This window comes from Microbacterium thalassium, assembly GCF_014208045.1.
GTDB classification, from domain to species: Bacteria; Actinomycetota; Actinomycetes; order Actinomycetales; family Microbacteriaceae; genus Microbacterium; species Microbacterium thalassium.
The window spans coordinates 3244138-3261049 of record NZ_JACHML010000001.1 but is presented as its reverse complement, the minus strand read 5'-3'; the positions used below and the strand labels follow the sequence as shown (position 1 = coordinate 3261049).

The following is a 16912-nucleotide window of genomic DNA, read 5'->3' as shown; positions in this document are numbered from 1 at the left end:
TGCTCGCGCGGGCCGACTGATCTGAGATGCCCGCGGCCGAGCGCCGTGCCGCGGCATCCGCTCGCTACCCCGGATCCCCGGACGGCGTCACCGCTCGATACAGCGTGGCCGCCTCGGTGCGATTGGCGGCGCCGGTCTTCGCGAGGATCGCGGAGACGTGCACCGACACCGTCTTCGGGCTGATGAACAGCTCCCCGCCGATCTGGGTATTCGTGAGCCCGTCGGCGATCAGCGACAGCACCTGCTGCTCGCGCGCGGTCAATGCCGCGACGCCGGTGCCCGTCACGCCTGCCCCGTCGTCCGCCGTGTCGGCGTCGAGCCCCGCGCGGCGCGCGAGCTCGCCCGCCCATCGGCCGATGCGCGCGACGCCGTGCTCGGGGGCCTCCGCGACGATGCGGGCGAGGATCTCTCCGGCCTCGCGCCTGTCGCCCGCCTGCAGCAGCGCCGCGGCCAGGCTCAGGCGTGCGAGGTGGCGCTGCCGCACGGCCATGACCCCGTCGGCGATCATCGCCTCGGTCTCGCGCCACCGGGCCACGCGATCGGCGGCGGGGGCGCCCTGGGCATCGGCATGCACCGCGCGGATGAACGCGGTGGCGGCCGGGAAGACGCCGCGAGGGGGCCACGCGTCGACGATGGCGTCGATCTCAGCCCATAGCGCGGCGGTATCGACCTGCTCGGCGGCGGCCGGGCCCGTACCGTCCACGCGGAACGTGCCCGCGTCGATCGCCCGCGCGAGCAAGGAGAGCGCGACCGCGCCGTAACGTCGCGTCACGACCGGCCACGCTCCGGTCATCTCGTGGCGGGCCTTCGCGACACGCGCCGCTCGGTCGGGGTCGGCGAAGGCGTCGCCGAGCCCCGCCGCTGCGGCGAGGACGGCATCCGTCGACGCATCGCTCCAGGTGAGGAACAGGGTGCCACCCTCGCCCCGCCCTTGATACCACGCATCGAGCGACGGCTTCTCGGACGCGAGCAGCTCGTCGCGCAGCTGCGGCTCGTCGTTCCAGGTGTAGAAGGTGCCGAGCAGCTTCAGCGTGAGCGGGCGGCTTCCGGGAGCCATCAGACGCGTCGCGCGCCGGGCCAGCGGCAGCCCCTCGCCGGGCCGGCCGGCGCAGAACTCGGCGAAGGCGACGAGCCCGGCGACGATCGCCCCGTTGCCGCCCTCGAGCCCGGCGGCCGTCGCCTCGTTCAGGTAGCGCCTGCCCACCTCGGACGCGGCGTCGTATCGGCCCAGGTGCGTGACCACCTCGGTGTGCCACGCGCCGACCCACGTGTGCACGCCCGCATCGGGGGCGAGCGCATCCGCTCGCTCGAGCGGTTCGAGAGCAGCCGCCTCGTCTTCGTCGACATGGGCGAGGCGGGCCCCCTCGGAGACGAGCGCGACGACGAGCTCGGTGGCGTCATCGAGCTCTTCGGCCAGCGCGATCGACCGCCGCAGACCATCGGCGATCGCCGCCGGGTCGCGCGTGGGCGGAGCGCTCTGCACCCCGCCGAGCGCCAGGTTGGTGAGGATCCGCGTGCGCAGCGCCTTCGCCGCCGGTTCTTCGATCCCCTCGAGCAGCGTGGCCGCCTCGTGGAGCGCGCTGTCCTCTGCCCGCCCGGTGATATTCGACTGGAGCACACATTTCTGCTGCAGCAGCGCGGCGTGCACGATCGGCTCGTCGGCTACCTCGGCGAGTCCTTCCTCGGCGGCGCGCAGCGCGCGTGAGTCCTCTCCGACGACGACCCAGGCGCGCGCCGCGTCGCGGTGCAGGGCGGCGAGCGACCCGCCCGTCCGAGTCGCGGCATCCGGAACCTCTGCCCACAGCTCGGTGAGGCGCTCGAGGATGCGCGCGGTCGTCGCCGGAGCGATCGTGGCGCGCGACAGCTCGAGAGCGGTTATCGATGCATCGAACGCGCGGGGGATGTCGCGCGCGACCAGCCAGTGCTCGGAGGCGGCCGCGATCGCATCGGGGTCGTCGGCGCGCCCCGTGAGGATCTCGGCGTAGCGGCGGTGCACGCGAACGCGTTCGCTGGGCAGCAGCTCGTCGTTCACGGCCTCGCGGGTGAGGGCATGGCGGAAGGCGTAGCCGTCGTCGTCGGTCTGCACGATGTGCGCGTCGATCGCCTCGCGCAACGCGTGATCGAGAGCCCCGGTCGCGGCGACGGCGGTGAGCGCCTCGTCATCGACGCGCATGCCGCCCGCGGCCATCGTGCGGACTACGAGCTGCGTGTCGCCGCTGAGCCTCAGGTAGCGGGCGAGCACGAGCTCGCGCAGCGTGGCGGGGAGCGGGGCGTCGCCGAGATCGAGCAGCTCTTCGACGAGGAAGGGGATGCCGCCGCTGCGCTCGACGACGACGGCGCGCAGAGCGTCGCTCAGGGCGCCTCCCTGGGCGAGGAGCGCGATCTGATCGTGGATCTGCTCAGGGGTCAGCGGCAGCAGATCGACGTGCGTCATCTCGCGGGTGCGGTCGAGCTCTGCGAGCACCGGGCGGAGCGGGTGGAACCGGTCGACGTCGTCGGAGCGGTAGGTGGCGACGATCGTGAGGTGGTGCCCGCGCAGTGTGCCGGCGAGGCTCTTCAGCAGCGTGAGCGTCGACGCGTCGGCCCACTGCAGATCTTCGATCACGATCACGACATGTCGGGTGGCCGACAGGCTCTCGAGCGCCACCTCGAGCGCGTCGGCGAAGCCGACCTCGGCCGCGGCGGCGTCGCCGGTGTCCGGTCGCAGCGCGGGGACGGCCGCGGAAAGCGTCGCCGCGGCAGCCGGCGACCCGGCGGCCTCGCGCAGCGCCGCGATGCCGACCGCCGAGGCGAGGTCGCGCAGCACGCGGCGGACGGGGCCGAACGGTGCGCCGATGGTTCCGGCGTCCACGCACTGCCCGATCGCGGTGACCACGGGCGGACCGCCGGCATCGGACGTCGCGATGCGGTCGAGGAACGTCTGCACCAGACGCGTCTTGCCGATGCCCGCTTCGCCCCGCAGCAGCACCGCCCGCGTGTGGCCGCGCTGCCCGTCCGCGTAGGCGGCGAGGAGCGTGCCGAGCTCGGGCTCGCGCCCTACCATCCGCGGTGCCGCCGGTGCCGACATGCCCCTATGGTGCCAGGGTGGGGCGCATCAGGTCGCCTTTCATCGCCGCCGAGCTCGACGCAGCTCTCTCGACCCTGACGCGCGATCGCGTGCGATCGTTCCGATCGCACATCCTCGCACTTGCGCGCCGCCAATTGCCGCGTGTCCGAGGGGTGCCGTAGTCTCGCGATCGTGTCACTCATGAACGAGCTCGCGCGCATGTCTCTTCGCGCCGGCGATCCAAGGGAGCAACGCTCGGCGACCTGCTGAGTGTTGCGGTCGACGCCGTCGGCCGTCCTTGTTCTGTTCACTGTCCGTGCGCGCTCGCGCACGGCTGAAGCGAGAGACGACACGACATGCACGATTCCCTGTGGAGCGACCAGCGCTTCCGCGAGTTCCTCACCCTCCTGCGCGGCGGGGTGTTCGCGCCGCCCATCGAAGACGCCGAGCGCGACGAGTTCCTGCGGCAGGCCCGCATCCGTCTCGTTCCGGGCGTGCAGCGCCGGGTGCTCGCCGATGTCGGAGCATCCGTCGATCCGGACGGCGTCGCCCTCGTGGCCTTCGAAGTACTGGAGGACACCGGGTGGGAAGAACGCAGCCGCCGCACCTGGCTGCTCGCGAGCTCGGACCCCTGGGCCTATCTGACCGACCTCGTCGCACGGGAACTGACCCGGGCCTACGGCGAATCGGTGCGTCGCGTCGGCGACGACGACGACCTCGCCGGCATCGCGAACGCCAGCTCCCGCCCTGCGCTCGAGAGCGGGGAGCGCGGGGTGGAGTAGCGCGGCTCGGCGAGTCCGCTCCGGCACGGATGCTGTTCCGCCGGAGCGGACTGCTCGGGTCATCCACAGCCGCCCGGGTGGGCGGCATCTGCCTGCCATGCTTTCCTCATGGCCCAGCCCAATGACCTCCTCGCGGTCCTCATCGATGCCGACAACGTGTCCCAGACGCGGATCGGCGCAGTGCTCGATGAGATTGCCAAGTACGGCACCGCGTCGGTGAAGCGCGTGTACGGTGACTGGTCCAAAGAGCGGTTGCACGGCTGGCTCGGTGCTGCTCGCGATCACGTGATCCAGCCGGTTCAGCAGCTCGAGAATGTCTCGGGCAAGAATGCGTCGGACATCGCTCTCATCATCGACGCAATGGATCTGCTGCACACCGGCCGGTTCAGCGGCTTCTGCATCGTGTCATCCGACAGCGACTTCACGCGGCTCGCGTCGCGCATTCGCGAGGAGGGCGTCACGGTCTACGGCTTCGGGGCGCGGACGACCGCCGAGGCGTTCCGCAATGCCTGCGACCAGTTCACGTATCTCGATCTGCTCGAGTCAGCGCGGCAAGACGTCGCACCGACCGACGCCGCGCCGAAGCGGATGCCGGGACCGAAGATGCGCGGTGACACCACGCTCGTGACCCTCTTGCGCACCAACGTCAGTGGCGCGTCGAGCGATGACGGCTGGGCCAACCTCGCCGTCGTCGGCTCGCTCATGCGCAAGCAGCAGCCCGATTTCGACTCGCGCAACTGGGGCTACGCGAAGCTGTCGGACCTTGTCCGCGAGATCGGACTCTTCACCATCGAGACGAACCAAGGCGGTGGCGGCGTGCGGGTGAGGGACAAGAGGAAGGCATAGGGCCCCGCGGACACCGGGCCAAGACGCACGACAATGTGCACGACGCGTGGGATCCGGGAGCACTGGGCGGCCGGCTGCATGTCCTGAGTATTGGCGCCGCCCGTCGGTGATATCGACGCGATATCATCGGCCCATGGCCGAGAGCGTCGCAGGATCTCTGCGTGAGCGCCGGCGGGTCGCCGGCATGTCGCAGCGTGATCTCGCGCGTGCGTCGGGTGTCGCGCAGCCGAACATCGCCGCGTACGAGTCGGGGCGCCGCGCCCCGTCGGTGCAGACGCTCGCCAAGCTCGACGCAGGTCTCTCGACCCTGACGCTCGAACGCGTGCGATCGTTCCGGTCGCAGATCCTCGAGGCGGCGGCGCGGCATCGCCTCGCCGATGTTCGAGTCTTCGGGTCCGTGGCGCGCGGCGAGGCGACCGCGGGGTCCGACCTCGATCTGCTGGTGCATCCGGGAATCGACGCCTCACTGTTCGATCTCGCCGCGTTCATGGTCGATGTGGAGGCAATCCTGGGCGTCTCGGTCGACGTGGTGTCCGATGCCAGTGACGGTCGCGTCGCCGACCTCGGCCGCGCGGAGGCAATCGCCCTGTGATGGACGAGGCTGATCGCGTCGCCGTGGTCCTCGACGACATCGCGCGATTCGCGGTCACCGCTGCGCGCGTGGTCGGCCGTGGCCCCGAGCCGTTCTTCGACCCGGATGACGACGACCAGCGTCGCATCGCGAAGTCCGTGCTGATCGACCTGTCGACGGCAGCCGACCGTCTTCCGGAGTCGTTTCGCCAACAGCATCCGGACATCAACTGGAGCGGCATCCGTGCCGTTCGCAATTTCATCGCGCATGACTACGCCGGGACCGACATCCAGATCCTCTGGCGGGCGATCGCGGTCGAGTTCCCGCGCATCGTCGCGCAGCTTGAGTCCGCATCGCCCATGCCGGAGGAGTGAGGCCGCTCGATCGACTCCGGGTCGCGGGTGCTCCTCCACATGCGTGGGTGCGGCGGAGTTGTGCACATGAACTGGGGTCCTCGGTTGCCGGCGAGGTGAGCCGGTCCATGTTCGTCCACATGCATCGACCGTTGACACAGACAAGTTAACTTGCGACGATGGGGCTGGCGATCGCAGACACGGCCCTGCGGCATGGGGTCGCCAGAGCAGACGCGCTGCACGCCGTGCGCAACCACATCCGAACCTTCGACCTGGATGAGGGCTTCATGATGCACATCGGACCATCGCATGACGGGACCTTGCTCGAGGTCGGTGTGGTGACGCGGCAGGGCAGGTCGATCGTGATCCACGCGATGCCGGCGCGCGATAAGTTCACCGAGAGGAGGCGGCCGTGACCCCGCGGAGTGTCGAGGAGATCATGGCGAACGCCGACGACCTTGCGCGTCGATTCGAACAGTACGAACCGCGCCCCGAAGACGAGGTGGACCCCGTCGCCGTACGCGAGTTGATGGATGCCGTCACTGCGCGTTCCGCTGCTGAGGCGAGGCTGACGGCAGCGGTGATCGCGGCGCGTGCGGCGGGCCTGTCGTGGGGGACCACCGGCGCGTTCGTCGGCACCACCGGCGAAGCCGCCCGCCAACGCTATTCGCGCCTCGCGCGTGCGGCGGCGACGGCGTCCGACTGAGCCTCGACGCGTGGTCCGTCCGTGGGCGGAGTCGGCTGCGCGTTGACGCGGACGGCTTCCGTCGAGCGGGCGCTGTGATCGCCGCCCGCTCGCCCTCGGCCCAGCTGTGCGTCTCCTGTCAGCTCACCGCCACGCCTTCTGTGGTCAGACCATAGCGGATACGATGGGAAGCGTCGTTCGTCGCCCCCGATGGCGAGCGGCCATGAGGGAGCGCGCGTGGCATCGTCCGCGCGCCGACTCCCGTTCGGCTGGGCTGCGCCCACCTCGTTCGCGTCTGCATCGCCCCCCTCGGTGCGCGCGGCCGTGCTGTGCCCTGCAGCGGCCGGATCGGATGCCACTGGGGATGCATCCGCGCCGCCGCTGCCGGGACGCCCGCGCGTGCGCGGGTGCAACATGCGCAGCAGAGGCGCGGTCCGGCCGTCCCTGCGCGTTGCGTCGCCCGATGTCGAGTCGACGAGCCTGAGACGGATGTCGCGACGACCGCCCCGGTCACCATTGCCCATGGTGCTGCGCAGCACTCGCGCCGCTCACCAGGGCGCCGGCCGCTCCACATCCCTCTCGGCGTCATCCGGCATGTGCGCGATCTGCCCGCCGCCCGCACGGATGCAGAGCCAGCGAAGCTGCCCAGGACTGTCCGGCATCGCCCGCCAGGTGCGCCAGACGCCCTGGCCGACGCGCACGACCGAGCCCGCCCGGACGTCCACGACCTCGTCGTCGAGCCCCATCTGCCCGGTGCCGGCGATGAACACGTACAGCTCCTCGATCTGCGCGTGCGTGTGCCAGTATCCGGCCTCTTCGCCAGGCTCGTAGGCGTTCGCGGTCATGCCGATGTACTGCGTGTCGATGTCGTGGTCGACCACGCGCCGGCCATCGCGCGAGCGGTCGGGGGTGAAGCCGCCGAAGTAGTCGTACCACTGGTCAGGGGCGCCGAGTTCGAGAAGGTCGTAGTCGCTCACGCGGGACAGACTACGGCGTGGCGGGGGCGCGGCGTGTCCGTCGAACCTGGTGCGTCCGTCGAAGCCTCCGCGACCCACGCCCGATCCTCCCCAGACCCGAGTGCGCGGCGAGTTCCCACCGGATGGCGGATGCCGAGGAGCAGCCGACTCGGGCGGCGTCATGCTCGCTGCATGAGTGAACGATGCACGGCCTGTCCCGTGTGGAATCAGCCGGGACGCGACGGGCGCGGCGCGACCGACGACCGTGCTCCGAGCCCGGCTGTATCACCGGTGATACCATCGGTCCATGGACCGACGACGGACGGTGACGGTGCGCGATCTGCGCAACCACGGCGGCGCCGTCTTGGATGACGTCGCGCGGGGATCGGCTGTGGTCGTCACACGCGACGGAGCGCCCGTGGCCGAACTGCGGCCCCTGGCGAAGAAGGGGCTCTCGGCGGCAGAGCTCGTGGCGCGCCGTCGGAACCTGCCCGCCATCGATCCGGACGTACTGCGTGCGGACGTCGAAGCCGCCGTGGACACGTCGCTGTGACGGACCAGCGCGGGCTCATCGACACGAATGTGGTCGTGCTGCTGGGGCGGCTCGACCCCGCAGTCCTGCCCGACGAGCCGCTCGTGAGCGTGGTGACGATCGCGGAACTCTCCGTCGGACCGCTCGTCACGGACGATCCGGCCGAGCGCGCGGCACGCCAACTTCATCTGCAGCAGGCGGAGGCCGACTTCGATCCGCTGCCGTTCGGCGCGGCATCCGCTCGGGCCTTCGGGCGCGTCGCGGCAGACCTCCGCAGGTCGGGTAGGAAGACGCGCACGCGGGCATTCGACGCACTCATCGCCGCGACGGCGCTCGCCGAGGGTGTGCCGCTCTACACCTGCAATCCCGCGGATTTCGAGGGGATCGGCGGGTTGTCGTTGCGGGCTGTAGCGGTGCCGGACGCCTGACACGAACGTCTCGTCCGCCCCAGGATGCTGCGGACCCGGTCGCCGCGCGTCGATCAGGAGCCGCAGGTCGCGTCCACCTGGATGCTGTGGCTGACGCCGTCGAGGTCGCTGAACGTGCCGTCGACGGTCACCGTCGTGTCGGTGATCGTCACGCCCTCGGTGCCGGTCGCCAAGATGTCGACGGTGGCGTTCTCGGTGTCGTAGACGGTGATCTCGTACACGACCCCATCGCCCGACAGGCGGTCCTGGCCACTGTCATCGCGCACGTCGACCAGCGCCTGGATCTTGTCGCCGTCGACGGTCGTGAACGACGTGGAGCTGAACGAGTACACGTCGCTCTGAGTGTTCTCGTAGCCGGTCACGCACAGGTAGCTCGGGTACTCCCAGGTCTGTCCGTCGACCGTGAAGGTCGCCGAGCCGGCGCCGCCTGACGAGGCTCCGGAGTCATCTGTGTCGCTGTCGGCGCTCGAGTCGTCGGTGCTCGAATCGGACGACGAAGACGAGGTGTCATCCGTGGGGCTGGATGAACCGGTCGACGAACACGCCCCCAGCGCGAGGGTCGAAGCGGCGAGCAGGACGATTGCGAGGTTGCGGAGTCTGAGCATGCGAGCGCTCCTCTCGTTGCGCCCCACCATGCCGCGCACACGCGCGAGATTCAAGGGTGGTGCCGCGCCGGTGCGCTGTGCGATGTCGGAGGGCTCTCATAGTCTGCGAGCAATCCGTTCACGTGCCCACGACCTCGGAGATGAGATGCGAATTCTCGTTGTCGCCGTGCGCACGAAACACACCGACCCAGCCCACCCCGTCGCCGAGCTCTTCGACCTTCCGATCGCGGAATCAGACCTCGCCGACGCCGTCCGCGCGGCGTGCGTCGATCGCGGGTGGCATGACGAATGGGCCGACGATGTCGCCGAGGCGCATCTCGGCGCCCGAGTGCGCGGTGCGGGGCGGGTGTAGCGATGAAATTGACTAGATCTGACCAGACCACGGAGGCACAATGGTGTCATGGAACCCGCCCCTGAGAGCTACAACATCTACGACGCCAAAACGCGGCTGTCGCAGCTCGTGGCACGGGCGGAAAGTGGCGAGTGCGTGACCATCAATCGGAACGGTCGTCCGGTGGCCCAGCTCGTGCCATTCGTACCCGAACGTCCCGACCGTACGCCTGGTGTGTGGGCGGGGAAGATTCGCATCGCGGACGACTTCGACTCGTTCACCGCGTCCGATGAAGAGGACTGGTACGGCGCGTGAGAATTCTTCTCGACACGCACCTCGTCCTCTGGTGGCTCGCTGACGCGCCAGAGCTGTCTCCTCGTCACCGCGCGCTGATCGAGGACGGCAGCAATGAGGTCCTCGTGTCCTCGGTCTCTGTCGCCGAGATCGCGATCAAGGCGTCGCTCGGCAAGCTCGATGCGCCCGCCGGCTTGGTCGACGCGCTGCGCACCTCGGGGTTCGGCGAGCTTGACTTCATCGCGGCGCACGCCGAAGTTCTTCGGGGGCTCCCATGGCACCACCGCGACCCATTCGACCGGATGCTGGTCGCGCAGGCGCTTGTCGAGGGGCTGCTCCTCCTCACGGTGGATTCGCGCGTACGCGCCTACTTCGTCGAGTGAGGACGGCAGCGACAACCGATCGACTCGCGAACGCGGCACACCGCGTCATCCTCACGCACAGTCACCGCCAGCCGCTAGCGTGAGCATCAATAGCACCCGATAGGAGCACCCATGGCCACGTCCCCCCGCCCCGGTGGCGTCACCCTCGTCTCGATCCTCGCGTGGATCTCGGGTCTGCTGCAGGTCGTCACCGGCATCCTGCTGCTCATCACGGGCGAAGAGGGCCAGGTGCTCGCGATCACCGGGTGGATCCTGGGCATCCTCGGACTCATCACGATCATCGTCGGCGCCGGGCTGTGGTCGGGCAACCGCGCCGCGCGCATCGTCGCGACGATCGTGTTCGCCCTCAACCTCATCAACGCCGTCGTCGGCGCGTTCACCGCGTCGGGCACGAGCGTGTGGTCGTTCTGGGTGAACGCGCTGCTGGCCCTGATCGGCCTGATCCTGCTGTGGACGAAGGCGGCGACGGACTTCTTCCGCAGCTGAGAGCGGGCGGGTCCAGCCCGCCTCAGCCCGATTCCGCGACGTCTGCGGCGAACAGCGCCGCGGCTCCCGCTCGGTTCGCGGCACCCGTCTTGGCGAGGATCGCCGACACGTGCACCGACACGGTCTTGGGGCTGATGAACAGACGCTCGCCGATCTGCGTGTTGGTGAGTCCCTCGGCGAGCAGTTCGAGCACCTGCCGCTCCCGCGACGTCAAGGCCGCGAGGGCGGCGGTCGGAGCGGATGCCGTGGGGCGCGCGAGCCCCGCTCGCTTCGCCAGGTCATCCGCCCAGCGGGCGATGCTCGCCAGCCCCTGGCCGGGTGCCTCTGCGGCGATGGTGTCGAGCACGGTGGCCGCCGCGTCCCGGTCACCGGCCTCGACCTGAGCCGCGGCCAGGCTCAGTCGGGCCAGCTGTCGATGGCGGACCGGCATGACGCCATGCTCAATCGCATCCAGCACCGTCCGCCAGTTCACGATGCGCTCTGGCAGAGCAGCGCCGTCGGCGTCGGCCAGCGTCGCTGCGATGAATGCCGTGATCGTCGCACCGACGCCCGTGTCGGGCCACTGTGCCACGCGGGAGGCGATCCGCTCTCGCAGGGTGCCGGTGTCGAGCGCGGGCTCGGCACCGGCCGGCCGCGCCGCGACAGCGCGGATCATGAGCGCCCCGGCGACGGCTCCGTAGCGCTGCGCCGAGAGCGACCGCTTGACCACGACCTGCTCGAGGGCGCCGACTCTGCCCGGCCACTGGTCACCCGCCATCTTCGGTGAGCCGCCGACAGCGGCCTCGAGGATGGCATCGACCGATTCGCCGTCCCACCAGTCCTCCCGTGGCACGTGATCGTCGGCCCGCGCATCGCGGCCCGCCTCTTCCTCGCGTACGAGCGCGTCACGTTCGCCGGGCTGGTCGTTCCACGAATAGTGGGTGCCGATCATGCGCACCATCTCGGCGTGGGCGTCGCCCGGCAGCAGTCGCCTCGCGCGCTGTGCATGGCGGAGCGCCTCGGCGGACCGCCCCAGCGAGAAGAGCGCGTGCGCAGCAGAGCCGGCCGCGACGCCGGCGTTGAAGCGTCCCAGGCCGACCCGCTCGGCTTCGTCAGCCATCCCGTCGGCGACCTGTGCGGCGTCGGCGAAGCGCCCGACGCGCGAGAGCCCCTCCAGGTAGGCACGGCCGACATAGGCGCGCACGGCGGGGTTGAGCTGCAGCGACCAGGCGCGCTCGAGGGGTGCGAGTGCGCCGGCATCGTCCCTGGTGGTGTCGATGATGCGCCAGGACTCGATGACGAGGGCGACGGCGAGCGCGGCGTCGTCGCCGGCCTCCTCGGCGAGCGTGATCGCGCGGTCGAGGTGGGCGGCTGCAGCCGGCCCCTCTTCGTCCGGCTCCAGGGCCAGGTTGGTGAGGATCCTCGAGTGCAGCACCCGCGCGGGGGCCGTGTCGATTCCGTCGAGCAGTCTGCGCGCCTCGTGAAGCAGCTCGGGATCGGCGCGACCCTGTGCGTTGGACTGGTGGACGAACTTCTGCCTCAGCAAGGCCGCGCGTACGAGCGGCTCATCATCTGCGACGGTCAGGCCCGCCTCGGTGGCGCGCAGCGCGTGTGACGTGTCGTGCAGGTCCTGCCATCCCGATGCCGCATCGAGGTGAAGCTGCGCGAGCGTCATGCCGCTGCGATCCGCCGCATCGGGCACGTTCGGCCACAGGTCGGTCAGTCGCTCGGTGAGCTTGACCGAGGTGGCCGGTGCGAACGTCGCACGGGACTGCGCGAGGGCCCGCACGGTGGCGTCGAACGCGCGCGGCAGGTCGCGCGCCGCGAGCCAGTGCTCGGCGACCGCCGATACGCCCTCGGGCGATCCCGCGTTGTGGTTCTCGAGGTGCTCGGCGTAGCGGCGGTGGAGGAGCGCCCGCTCCCGGGGGAGCATCTCGTCGTGTACGGCCTCCTGGGTCAGTGCATGTCGGAATGCGTACCCCGCGCCGTCGGCGACGATCGCCCGCGCATCGATCGCCGCGCGCAGAGCGGCATCCAGCTCGTCGGCGTCGACTCCTGCCGCGGCGGCGAGCGCATCGTGATCGGTGCGGACGCCGCCCGCCGCCATCGCGCGCAGGACCTGCCGGGCGGTGTCGTCCAGGTGCGAATAGCGCGCAAGCAGGAGTTCGCGAAGGGTGTCGGGAAGCTCGGCGTCACCGAGATCCACCAGTTCCTCGACGAAGAACGGCACGCCCCCCGTGCGCTCGGTGAGCGACTCAGCGTCGCTGAGGACGATGGGGTCTCCGGACAGCTGCGCGACCTGCTCGGAGACCTCGGCCGGCGTCAGCGGCGCGAGCTCGAGGTGGACGACGGCGCGGGTGCGATCGAGCTCGGCGATCACCGGACGCAGCGGATGCGCGCGGTCGATGTCATCCGTCCGATAGGTGAGCACCATGGTGAGGTGCCGCCCGCGGAGTGCGCTGACGAGAGTGTTGATGAGCGCCAGCGTCGCGGCATCCGCCCACTGCAGGTCCTCGATCACGATGACGACGTGATGCGTCTCGGTGAGGCGTTCGAGCAGGATCTCGATCGTCTCGCCGAACCCGCTCGCTGCCTCGTCCGGCGGGGAGGACTCGTCGACGAGGCCGGGAATGAACGCGCCGAGCGTCGCCACGGCGGCCGGCGATCCCGCTGCGTCGCGCAGAGCCTCCGACCCGACGGCCGCGTGCAGGTCGCGCAGCACGCGGCGGATGGGGCCGAACGGCGCTCCGATGGGGCCGAGGTCGACGCACTGCCCGATCGCGACGATCTGCGGCAGGTCGTCGTCGCGCCGTCGTGCCGCCTCGGCCAGGAAGGCCTCGACGAGCCGGGTCTTGCCGATGCCGGCCTCGCCGCGGATGAGCGCCGACCGCGGCACGCCGCGCCGACCGGCGTCGAACGCGTCGAGCAGCGTGGCGAGCTCGGTCGCTCGCCCGACCATGCGTGGTGACGACGCGAGAACGGTCATGCCCCCATGGTGGCAGGCGGCGACACCGGGCGACGGGGTTTTCGCCGCCGGCGGATCCGTGGCGCGTTCGGGCGCCGCGGGGGAGCGCTACGCGGCGACCTCGGCCTCTTCGGCCTCGGCCTCGAACTCGTCCGCCTCGTCGGCATCCGCATCCGCCTCGTCGGCGGGCGCGTGCTCCGCGAGCGCCGCGGCGATCCGCACGATCGCGTCGCGGATGAGCGGACGCGGCATGGCGAACACGAAGCGCGTGTGGCCGCAGGCGGCCTCGCCGCACGCGGCGCCGTCGGTCATCGAGACGCCGGCCTTCTCGCGGAACCACTCGCCGAGGTCGCCCTCGAGTCCGTACTCACGGAAGTCGATGAGCGTGATGTACGTGCCCTCGGGCATGATCATGCGTGCCTTCGGCAGGTGCTCGGCGACGAGCTCGGCCAGCGCCTTACGGTTGCCGTCGAGATACTCGACGACCTCGTCGAGCCACGCGCGCCCGCCGGTGTAGGCGGCAGCCGCGGCGATCGCGCCGACGGTCGCGGTGCCGTGCTGGGCGCGCATCTCGATGGTCTTCCAGGTCTCGGCATCCGCCTCGTTGGAGAGGATGACCTGCGCGCACTTGTAGCCGGCGAGGTTCCAGGCCTTCGACGCCGACGTCGCGGTGAGCGTGTGGGCCGCCGTCGCGTCCGACAGCGACGCATACGGCACGTGCTGCGCGGGCGCGTAGACGAGCGGCGCGTGGATCTCGTCCGAGAACACGCGGCCGTCGTGCTCGTCGACGACCTCGGCCACGGCGAGCAGCTCGTCGACCGTGAACACGGTGCCGAGCGGGTTGTGCGGGTTGCACAGAACCAGCATCCCGGCGCCGTCGTCGAACGCGTCGCCGATCGCGTCGAGGTCCATCGTCATGCGGCCGTCGACCTCGATGCTCGGCACCTCGATCACCTCGCGGCCCATCATCTTCGGGACCGTCAGGAACGGCATGTACGCGGGCGTCGGCACGATGATCGCCGACCCGGGCTCGGTGAACGACTCGATCGCGACCTGGTACGCCGTGACCACGTCGGGCACGTTGCGCACAGCATCCGCCGGCACGTCCCAGCCGTAGTTGTCGGTGTACCAACCGGCGGTCGCGGCGGCCATGTCGGCGATGACCTGCGCCGGCAGGTAGCCGGTGAGCCCGCTGTCGAGCGACGCCGTGACGGCGTCGCGGATCGCCGGCGCCACGCCGAAGTCCATCTCGGCGACGAACGCGCCGATGGTGTTCGGGAAGCGCGTCCACTTGACGCTGCCGACCTCGCGCAGCTCGTCCGCGGTGATGGCATCGAAGGGGTGGTGCACGGGTGTTCCTCTCATCGGGCGCAGGCGCACCGCACGCTCGATCGGGTGCGGGCACACCCGACTAAAGGTAATGCGATCGGGGGGTTTCCGCATTCCCGAATTCGTACCGAGTCGGTAACGTCGCGCCCGCCCGCCGCTCAGCCCGCGGTGGTGGCGATCCCCACAAGCGACCGAGGCGCCCCCGGACGCGCGTGGTGCGGCATCCGCTCCTCGGTCACGCCGCGGTCGTCGCCGCGAGCTCGAGCCAGCCGTCGTCCTCGGCCACGCGTCGGGCGTCCGCGAGCGCGCCGTCGAGCGATGCCGAGCGGATATCGGGACCGACGTCCATCGCGAACGCGTTGACGAACGTGACGTCGGTGATGCCGATGAAGCCGAAGATCGCGCGCAGGTACGGCTCGTTGAAGTTGAGCGCGTGCATCGGGCTCGCGTCGGAGTAGTCGCCGCCGGACGACAGCGAGACGACCATCTTCTTGCCGTGCACGAGCGGCACCGGGTAGCCCTGCTCGTTGTAGCGGAACATGTACCCGGGCTGCACGATGCAGTCGATGTAGTACTTCAGCGTGTACGGGATGCCGAAGTTCCAGATCGGCGCCGTGACGACGTACGCGTCGGCGGACCGGAACCGCTCGATCTCGTGCTCGATCTGCTTCCACGACTCCGTGTGGGCGCGATCGATCGGCTGGTTCATCATCAGCGTGTACTTCGCCTCGATGTTGTCGCCCGCCATGGCGGGCAGGTCGCCCTGGAACAGGTCGATCGTCTCGACCTCGAGATCGGGGACCCGTTCGGCGAGGCCGTCGATGACGGCGCTCGAGACCTTGAGGGTGTTCGATCCCTCGAGCCGGGGGCTGGCGCAGATGTGGAGCAGTTTCATGGTGGTGCCTCTCGTGGTGCTCATGCTTCTTCGGGGGAGTTGCATCCAACCGGGAAACGAGCACCACAAGTTGGACTGGGTACATCAATGACCTGCTGTGGTCATGAAACCGCGCTGTGCCGCGTCAGGGCAACAGATCCGGACCTGTTCGGACGGTGGGCGGGGTTCAGCTCGCCTTGAGCAGCACGTCCCACCACGTCGGATTCACGTCGATGCGGTCGCCCGAGAAGTCCGTGTACCAGACGGCGACGCGCTGCCCGTCGGCGTCGGCGTCGATCCGCAGGTCGTCCGGGCCCTGCTGGGCGCGCCAGTCGGAGCGCGCGCGGGCGAGTGCGCGCACGAGCTGCTCGCGGCGGCCGGGGGCGCCGAGTGCGAGCGGGGACGGATGCCACGTCTCGATCGTGCGGATGCCGCGGCCCATGCCGACGCGGGCGTGCTCGCGCCACGCCCGCTGGGCCGCACGCCCCAGCGTGACGACGGTGTGGAGGTCGGGCAGCAGCTTCACGAGCGCGCGGAGCGACTCGGCGCCGTCGTCGAGGTCCTCCGCCGTGGGCTTGCGGCATCCGGGATCGAGGTGCCACGGAACCGCGTTCCAGCAGAGCGTCCCGTCGACGAGGTGGGCCTCGGTGCGCGCACGCCACAGGTTCTCCGCGACGACGTCGTCGTTGTCGGCCGAGACGAATCCGGAGTCGCGGCGTGCTCGCGCGGCATCCGTCGTCGTCCCCGGGCTCTCGAGCAGCACGAGCACGCGCGCCCGCGTGCCGGCATCGGTCGGGTCGAACTGCGGAACCGTCGTGCTGCGCTCGGCGGCGAGGTCGGCGCGGAACCTCACCAAGGGGGACAGGTGCCTGGACTGATCGACCGCCGCGCGCCGTTGCTCGAGGGTCTCGGGGTCGCTGAGGGATCTCGGGTGCTCCGTCAACATGCGCCTGAAGCTATAGCGCAGGTCGGCGCGGGCCGTGCGCGCCGCGCGGGGACCGGACGCTCTCGGACTCGTTCGGGGCGGGGGGTGGCGTGTCGGCCGGCTCAGTCGTCGCTGGTCAGTCGTCGCTGGAGTGGAGCGCTCGCCGCGCCGACAGCAGAGTGACCTCGGGGTGCTCGTCGGCCAGCATCCGCTCGGCGCGGTCGAGGACGTCGCGCACGTGAGCGGCATCCGATCCCACCACCGACAGGCCCACCTGCGCGCGCCGGTGCAGGTCGTGGGAGCCGACCTCGGCGGCGGCCGCCTCGGTGCGACGGCTCAGGTCGGCGATGAGCGGGCGCAGGATGCTGCGCTTCTCCTTCAGCGAGTGCACGTCGCCGAGCAGCACGTCGAACTCGATCCAGCCGATCCACATCGGTGCGAGTCTGGCACGGGGAGGCGGCGTGCGCAGCCGATGCCGCGAGCGAGGGTGCGGGCTGGGGTCGCGGCGAGCGCGTCCACGCCCGTGCTCCTGCTCCCGGCCC

Annotated in this window: 20 protein-coding genes; 12 read left to right on the top strand and 8 right to left on the bottom strand. The window is 70.5% G+C overall.

What is annotated here, in order from left to right; translation table 11 throughout:
* Positions 1 to 64 precede the first annotated feature (64 nt).
* Entirely contained in the window at positions 65 to 3067 is a 3003-nt protein-coding gene (locus HD594_RS17760; RefSeq protein ID WP_184751747.1) for a helix-turn-helix transcriptional regulator, read from the bottom strand.
* Positions 3068 to 3402: 335 nt separating this feature from the next.
* Between HD594_RS17760 and HD594_RS15210 the strand changes: the two genes are divergently transcribed.
* From HD594_RS15210 to HD594_RS15185, 6 genes are all read left to right on the top strand, one after another.
* On the top strand, positions 3403 to 3828 hold the full coding sequence (locus HD594_RS15210; protein ID WP_184751746.1) for a hypothetical protein: 426 nt from the start codon (positions 3403 to 3405) through the stop codon (positions 3826 to 3828).
* A gap of 108 nt (positions 3829 to 3936) precedes the next feature.
* Positions 3937 to 4674 (top strand): NYN domain-containing protein, encoded by a 738-nt coding sequence (locus HD594_RS15205; protein WP_184751745.1) that lies wholly within the window; start codon positions 3937 to 3939, stop codon positions 4672 to 4674.
* Between the two features lie 133 nt (positions 4675 to 4807).
* The gene (locus tag HD594_RS15200) at positions 4808 to 5266 is read left to right on the top strand and encodes a helix-turn-helix domain-containing protein (RefSeq protein WP_184751744.1); all 459 of its coding nucleotides are present in this window, start codon (positions 4808 to 4810) and stop codon (positions 5264 to 5266) included.
* Between the two features lie 23 nt (positions 5267 to 5289).
* Entirely contained in the window at positions 5290 to 5619 is a 330-nt protein-coding gene (locus HD594_RS15195; RefSeq protein WP_271171143.1) for a HepT-like ribonuclease domain-containing protein, read from the top strand.
* Positions 5620 to 5777: 158 nt separating this feature from the next.
* Complete coding sequence (locus HD594_RS15190) at positions 5778 to 6014, top strand: hypothetical protein (RefSeq protein WP_184751742.1); 237 nt, start codon at positions 5778 to 5780, stop codon at positions 6012 to 6014.
* 23 nt (positions 6015 to 6037) lie between these two features.
* Complete coding sequence (locus HD594_RS15185) at positions 6038 to 6304, top strand: hypothetical protein (protein ID WP_184751741.1); 267 nt, start codon at positions 6038 to 6040, stop codon at positions 6302 to 6304.
* A gap of 527 nt (positions 6305 to 6831) precedes the next feature.
* Here the strand turns inward: HD594_RS15185 and HD594_RS17555 are convergent.
* Positions 6832 to 7260: a cupin domain-containing protein gene (locus HD594_RS17555; protein WP_184751740.1), complete on the bottom strand. Its 429-nt coding sequence runs from the start codon at positions 7258 to 7260 to the stop codon at positions 6832 to 6834.
* Positions 7261 to 7546: 286 nt separating this feature from the next.
* On the opposite strand from HD594_RS17555, the gene HD594_RS15175 reads away from it, so the two are divergent.
* Both HD594_RS15175 and HD594_RS15170 read left to right on the top strand, forming a co-directional pair.
* Positions 7547 to 7792, top strand: a complete 246-nt coding sequence (locus tag HD594_RS15175; RefSeq protein WP_184751739.1) for a type II toxin-antitoxin system Phd/YefM family antitoxin — start codon at positions 7547 to 7549, stop codon at positions 7790 to 7792.
* Entirely contained in the window at positions 7789 to 8199 is a 411-nt protein-coding gene (locus HD594_RS15170; RefSeq protein WP_184751738.1) for a type II toxin-antitoxin system VapC family toxin, read from the top strand. Before HD594_RS15175 ends, HD594_RS15170 begins: the two co-directional genes overlap by 4 nt.
* 53 nt (positions 8200 to 8252) lie before the next feature.
* Here HD594_RS15170 and HD594_RS15165 read toward each other — a convergent pair whose 3' ends face one another.
* On the bottom strand, positions 8253 to 8804 hold the full coding sequence (locus HD594_RS15165; protein ID WP_184751737.1) for a hypothetical protein: 552 nt from the start codon (positions 8802 to 8804) through the stop codon (positions 8253 to 8255).
* A 166-nt stretch (positions 8805 to 8970) separates the two neighbouring features.
* Here HD594_RS15165 and HD594_RS15160 point away from each other — a divergent pair, with 166 nt between their 5' ends.
* From HD594_RS15160 to HD594_RS15145, 4 genes are all read left to right on the top strand, one after another.
* Positions 8971 to 9156, top strand: coding sequence for a hypothetical protein (locus tag HD594_RS15160; protein WP_184751736.1), 186 nt, complete (start codon positions 8971 to 8973; stop codon positions 9154 to 9156).
* Positions 9157 to 9204: 48 nt separating this feature from the next.
* A complete protein-coding gene (locus HD594_RS15155) occupies positions 9205 to 9450 on the top strand; it encodes a type II toxin-antitoxin system Phd/YefM family antitoxin (protein WP_184751735.1) in 246 nt (81 codons plus the stop codon).
* Complete coding sequence (locus HD594_RS15150) at positions 9447 to 9812, top strand: type II toxin-antitoxin system VapC family toxin (protein ID WP_184751734.1); 366 nt, start codon at positions 9447 to 9449, stop codon at positions 9810 to 9812. The genes HD594_RS15155 and HD594_RS15150 overlap by 4 nt, the downstream gene beginning before the upstream one ends.
* 111 nt (positions 9813 to 9923) lie before the next feature.
* Entirely contained in the window at positions 9924 to 10298 is a 375-nt protein-coding gene (locus tag HD594_RS15145; RefSeq protein WP_184751733.1) for a hypothetical protein, read from the top strand.
* A 22-nt stretch (positions 10299 to 10320) separates the two neighbouring features.
* On the opposite strand, the gene HD594_RS17755 is transcribed toward HD594_RS15145, so the two are convergent.
* The 5 genes from HD594_RS17755 to HD594_RS15120 form a co-directional block, all read right to left on the bottom strand.
* On the bottom strand, positions 10321 to 13263 hold the full coding sequence (locus tag HD594_RS17755) for a helix-turn-helix transcriptional regulator (protein WP_184751732.1): 2943 nt from the start codon (positions 13261 to 13263) through the stop codon (positions 10321 to 10323).
* A gap of 87 nt (positions 13264 to 13350) precedes the next feature.
* A complete protein-coding gene (locus HD594_RS15135) occupies positions 13351 to 14592 on the bottom strand; it encodes a MalY/PatB family protein (protein WP_271171144.1) in 1242 nt (413 codons plus the stop codon).
* A 214-nt stretch (positions 14593 to 14806) separates the two neighbouring features.
* Positions 14807 to 15490 (bottom strand): FMN-dependent NADH-azoreductase, encoded by a 684-nt coding sequence (locus tag HD594_RS15130; protein ID WP_246414068.1) that lies wholly within the window; start codon positions 15488 to 15490, stop codon positions 14807 to 14809.
* A gap of 142 nt (positions 15491 to 15632) precedes the next feature.
* The gene (locus HD594_RS15125) at positions 15633 to 16391 is read right to left on the bottom strand and encodes a uracil-DNA glycosylase (protein ID WP_184751730.1); all 759 of its coding nucleotides are present in this window, start codon (positions 16389 to 16391) and stop codon (positions 15633 to 15635) included.
* A gap of 115 nt (positions 16392 to 16506) precedes the next feature.
* A complete protein-coding gene (locus HD594_RS15120; RefSeq protein ID WP_184751729.1) occupies positions 16507 to 16803 on the bottom strand; it encodes a DUF503 domain-containing protein in 297 nt (98 codons plus the stop codon).
* Positions 16804 to 16912: the final 109 nt, after the last annotated feature.

Coding starts and splice junctions, on each gene's coding strand:
- HD594_RS15190 (WP_184751742.1), top strand. CDS start 5,778: ATGGGGCTGGCGATCGCAGACACGGCCCTGCGGCATGGGGTCGCCAGA.
- HD594_RS17755 (WP_184751732.1), bottom strand. CDS start 13,263: ATGACCGTTCTCGCGTCGTCACCACGCATGGTCGGGCGAGCGACCGAG.
- HD594_RS15120 (WP_184751729.1), bottom strand. CDS start 16,803: ATGTGGATCGGCTGGATCGAGTTCGACGTGCTGCTCGGCGACGTGCAC.
- HD594_RS15210 (WP_184751746.1), top strand. CDS start 3,403: ATGCACGATTCCCTGTGGAGCGACCAGCGCTTCCGCGAGTTCCTCACC.
- HD594_RS15130 (WP_246414068.1), bottom strand. CDS start 15,490: ATGAGCACCACGAGAGGCACCACCATGAAACTGCTCCACATCTGCGCC.
- HD594_RS15155 (WP_184751735.1), top strand. CDS start 9,205: ATGGAACCCGCCCCTGAGAGCTACAACATCTACGACGCCAAAACGCGG.
- HD594_RS15145 (WP_184751733.1), top strand. CDS start 9,924: ATGGCCACGTCCCCCCGCCCCGGTGGCGTCACCCTCGTCTCGATCCTC.
- HD594_RS15125 (WP_184751730.1), bottom strand. CDS start 16,391: ATGTTGACGGAGCACCCGAGATCCCTCAGCGACCCCGAGACCCTCGAG.
- HD594_RS15165 (WP_184751737.1), bottom strand. CDS start 8,804: ATGCTCAGACTCCGCAACCTCGCAATCGTCCTGCTCGCCGCTTCGACC.
- HD594_RS15175 (WP_184751739.1), top strand. CDS start 7,547: ATGGACCGACGACGGACGGTGACGGTGCGCGATCTGCGCAACCACGGC.
- HD594_RS15200 (WP_184751744.1), top strand. CDS start 4,808: ATGGCCGAGAGCGTCGCAGGATCTCTGCGTGAGCGCCGGCGGGTCGCC.
- HD594_RS17760 (WP_184751747.1), bottom strand. CDS start 3,067: ATGTCGGCACCGGCGGCACCGCGGATGGTAGGGCGCGAGCCCGAGCTC.
- HD594_RS15185 (WP_184751741.1), top strand. CDS start 6,038: ATGGCGAACGCCGACGACCTTGCGCGTCGATTCGAACAGTACGAACCG.
- HD594_RS15205 (WP_184751745.1), top strand. CDS start 3,937: ATGGCCCAGCCCAATGACCTCCTCGCGGTCCTCATCGATGCCGACAAC.